The organism is Pseudomonas sp. AL10 (genome assembly GCF_029960685.1).
Classification (GTDB): Bacteria; Pseudomonadota; Gammaproteobacteria; order Pseudomonadales; family Pseudomonadaceae; genus Aquipseudomonas; species Aquipseudomonas lactis.
This window is the reverse complement of record NZ_JASBQZ010000083.1, coordinates 1-4,119: the sequence shown is the minus strand read 5'-3', so window position 1 is coordinate 4,119 and position 4,119 is coordinate 1. Positions and strand designations below refer to the sequence as shown.

At 60.3% G+C, this 4,119-nt stretch carries 4 protein-coding genes; 2 read left to right on the top strand and 2 right to left on the bottom strand.

All coding sequences use genetic code 11. The features are described from left to right. Window positions 1-60: 60 nt before the first annotated feature. A complete protein-coding gene (locus QK296_RS28830) occupies window positions 61-648 on the bottom strand; it encodes an NUDIX domain-containing protein (RefSeq protein WP_034135859.1) in 588 nt (195 codons plus the stop codon). A 165-nt stretch (window positions 649-813) separates the two neighbouring features. On the opposite strand from QK296_RS28830, the gene QK296_RS28825 reads away from it, so the two are divergent. Next, complete coding sequence (locus QK296_RS28825) at window positions 814-1,740, top strand: alpha/beta hydrolase (protein ID WP_032903886.1); 927 nt, start codon at window positions 814-816, stop codon at window positions 1,738-1,740. 192 nt (window positions 1,741-1,932) lie between these two features. Here QK296_RS28825 and QK296_RS28820 read toward each other — a convergent pair whose 3' ends face one another. Beyond that, window positions 1,933-3,093, bottom strand: a complete 1,161-nt coding sequence (locus tag QK296_RS28820; RefSeq protein ID WP_169855928.1) for an alpha-hydroxy acid oxidase — start codon at window positions 3,091-3,093, stop codon at window positions 1,933-1,935. Window positions 3,094-3,213: 120 nt separating this feature from the next. On the opposite strand from QK296_RS28820, the gene QK296_RS28815 reads away from it, so the two are divergent. Continuing rightward, entirely contained in the window at window positions 3,214-3,990 is a 777-nt protein-coding gene (locus tag QK296_RS28815; protein ID WP_003191879.1) for a DeoR/GlpR family DNA-binding transcription regulator, read from the top strand. Window positions 3,991-4,119: the final 129 nt, after the last annotated feature.

The window sequence follows — 4,119 nt, the reverse complement described above, 5'->3', positions numbered from 1 at the left end:
GGCTCGCTTCGCATCGTGGTTACCGTCTGCTGCTACAGCCCACAAAGTTGTGTAGGCGCCTCACCACCCCTCTTTCAACATCCGCACCTCCAGATGCTGCAACAACATAATCGTCTTGCCATCCACAATCTCCCCACTCTGCACCATCGCCAGCGCCTGCTCGAAGCCCAGCTCCAACACCTCGATATCCTCGCCCTCTTCTTCCAGGCCACCACCCGCCCCCACTCGGTCACCTGGCTGATATTCGCCGATAAAAAAGTGAATACGCTCGGTTACCGATCCTGGGCTCATGAACGCCGCATAGATTTTTTCCACATGCCCCACGCGATAGCCGGTCTCTTCCTCGGCCTCCAGGCGGATGCGCTCTTCGGCGCTGGCGTTGTCGAGCAAACCGGCTGCCGCTTCAATCAGGTAGCCGGGGTAATCGTTGACGAACGTGGGCATGCGGAACTGGCGAATCAGCAACACCGTGCGTTGTTCGCGGTTGTACAACAGGATGGTGGCACCGTTGCCCCGGTCATACACCTCGCGGGTCTGGGCTTGCCAACTGCCGTCGCGACGGCGCAGGTCGAAGCTGTATTTCTTCAGCAGGTACCAGTTGTCCGAGAGGGTTTCTTCGGCGGTGATGCGCACGGGGCTGTTATTCATGTGTGGGCCTTTGCAGGTGGGGCAGGTTCAAGCCATCCACCCTATCAACCCGCACGAGGATTGTTCAATGCTGTAACACTTTCATCGGTCACGGCCGTCGCATTAATGCCTACCCGCCCAGGCCATCTGGTAAAACCCGTGCTTCATCTTTGTTCTGGAACCTTCATGTCTTCTGCTTCTATGCCCCGCCGGGGCCTGCGCTGGTTTGTCTGGCTGTGCATGGCCGTGTTGATTGTCGGCCTGCCGGTCGGTTGCGCCGTGTTGCAACACAAGGAGCGCGAACTTGTGTTTCGCATCGAGCCGGGAACCGCCGGCTGGTACACCGGCCTGCCCAAGGCGGTGCAGGAATTCGAACTCAAGCCCGCCAGTTTCAAAGCAGGGCAGAACATTCATGGCTGGTGGTACCCGGCAGCCAACAAAGACGCGCCCGCCATCCTCTACCTGCACGGGGTACGCTGGAACCTCACGGGCCAATTGTTTCGCATCGAGCAATTGCATGCCCTGGGCTTTTCGGTCCTGGCCATCGACTATCGCGGCTTTGGCCAAAGCCAGGGCGACTTGCCCTCGGAAGCCACGGTGTACGAGGACGCTCGCATTGCCTGGGAGCGTTTCCAGACCCTGCAACCAGACCCCGGCAAGCGCCTGATCTACGGGCACTCCCTGGGTGGCGCGGTCGCCATCGACCTCGCTGCCGAGTTGGGCAAGCAGGTGCCATTGCCGGTGCGCGGGCTGGTGATCGAGTCCACGTTCACCTCCCTGGCGGATGTCGCCACGGCCGTTGCCAACACCTCATTGCCGGTGCGCTGGTTGCTGTCGCAGAAGTTCGATTCCATCGACAAGATTGCCGACATCCACATGCCGCTGCTGGTGGTCCACGGCCTCGACGACCGCTACGTACCACCGCGCTTCAGCCAGCAGTTATTCGAAGCCGCCCAGCAACCCAAACACCTGTTGCTGGTGCCCGGTGCCAGCCATAACAACAGCATGAACCTCGCCGGACGCAGCTATGGGCAGGCGCTGGAAAACCTGATGCGCACGAAGATGCCCGCCCAGGTGGTGACACACTCCACAGGCCGCGATAACGCCTCATAAATACGCTTTTCGGCACTGGGTTCGCGCTTGGCTGTCAAGCGCAAACCCTGGCCATGTTGGCCCGAAATGCAAGTTGATCAAATAATGATCTTCGCGGAAATCGCCAACGCTGCCGGGCCTTCGCAAAGTTATCCACAGAGATACCCACGGTTTTCGTGGACAACTCTTTTTATATTTTTACGTTTTTTCTGCTCAAGCCGTGCTTCCAGGAAAGGTGCCGGGCAACAGGATTTCGCGATTCACCTCGCGTATATCCTTATAGCCGCAGAGCGCCATCGACACGTCCAGTTCGCGGGCGATGATATCAAGCGCCTTGGTCACCCCCGCCTCGCCCATCGCCCCCAACCCATACAAATGCGGGCGGCCAATCATGGTGCCCTTGGCGCCCAGCGCCATGGCCTTGAGCACGTCCTGGCCGGAACGAATACCCCCGTCGAGCCACACTTCAATGCGGTTGCCCACGGCCTCGACAATCGCCGGCAATTGGCTGATGCTCGACGGCGCGCCATCAAGCTGCCGGCCACCGTGGTTACTCACCACCAACGCATCGGCACCGCAATCGGCCGCCAAGCGCGCATCCTCCACATCGAGAATGCCCTTGATGATCAGCTTGCCGCCCCAGCACCGCTTGATCCACGCCACATCGTCCCAGCTCAGGCGCGGGTCAAATTGCTGAGCGGTCCACGACGACAGCGAACTCATGTCGGCCACCCCCTTCACATGCCCGACGATATTGCCGAAACCACGCCGCTGGGTACCCAGCATGCCCATCACCCAGCGCGGCTTGGTCATCATGTTGAGAATGTTCGGCAGGGTCAGCTTGGGCGGCGCGGACAAACCATTGATCAAGTCCTTGTGGCGCTGCCCCAGAATCTGCAAATCCAGGGTCAGCACCAATGCATCCACCCCGGCCGCCTTGGCGCGCTCGATCAACTGCTCGATAAAACTGCGGTCGCGCATCACATACAACTGGAACCAGAACGGCTGGCCGACATGCTCGGCGATGTCTTCCAGCGAACAGATACTCATGGTCGACAAGGTGTAGCGCAGCCCGAACGCGGCAGCGGCACGGGCAGTGAGGATTTCACCATCGGCATGCTGCATGCCCGCCAGACCAGTCGGCGCCAGCGCCACGGGCATGGCCATGTTTTGGCCGATCATACTGGCGCGGATCGAACGCTCGTCGATATTGCGCGCCACCCGTTGGCGGAACTTGATACGTGCAAAATCCGTTTCGTTGGCGCGGTAGGTGCTCTCAGTCCAGGAGCCGGAATCGGCGTAGTCGTAGAACATGCGGGGCACACGCTTTTGCGCCAGCTTGCGTAAGTCTTCGATGGTTGTGATCAACGGCATCGGGTCACCTCTCCCTGAACTGAACACAGAGAGTAACCGGCAGGAGCGTGGGCAACCAGCCGTTGCGTTTAGATGAAGCGGGGATTAATCTCGCACAAACCCGCAATAAAGCGCACAAACATGCACAACACTCATCAAGCCATCGACCTGCCTTCCCTGCGCAAGCAGAAGATTTTGTTGTTGCTGGAACGCGACGGCAAGGTCACCGCCTCCGAGTTGGTCGAACATTTCGCCGTGTCTCAGGACACCATCCGCCGCGACCTCGGCGAACTCGCCGCCGCCGGCCTGCTGCAACGCGTACACGGCGGCGCCCTGCCCCGGCCCAAGGATACCGGCAAGGATTTCTTTACCCGTGTCGGCGAGACCAACGAGGTCAAGCGCCACCTCGCACGCGTAGCGGCAGGCCGGGCTGAAGACGGCCAGATCGTGCTGTTCGATTCCGGCTCTACCACCTTGCAGATCGCTCAGTGCTTGCCCCATGCACTGCACCTGACCGTGATCACGCCATCCCCGATGATCGCCATCGCCCTGGCCGACCATCCGCATGTGAAGATCATCCTGGCCGGCGGCCAACTCAACCCAGCCACCCTCTCCACCGGCGGCCATGAAGCGGTGCGCCTGATCCAGAGCGTCAAGGCCGACCTGTTGTTCACCGGAGTGTGCGCATTACACCCACAAGTAGGCATCACCTCGCTGCATTTTGGTGAAGTGGCCGTCAAGCAAGCCTTGCTCGACAGCGCGTCCCACGTCATCGCCGTGACCACCTCAGACAAACTCGGCGCAGTGGAACCCTTTGTGGTTGCGCCGTGCAGCCGTATTCATACGCTGATTACCGAGTGGGACGCGCCGGATGTGCAGGCGTATGAACAGCTAGGGCTGCAGGTGCAGAGGGTGTAGGAGCGAGCTTGCTCGCTCCTACAAAAAGGGCCAGCCGGCCATCTGGAGACGCTAACCACGATGCGAAGCGAGCCGCTCTTGATCTTAGGCGCCCCGTCAAACCACGCTGGCCGGAATTCGACAGGGATT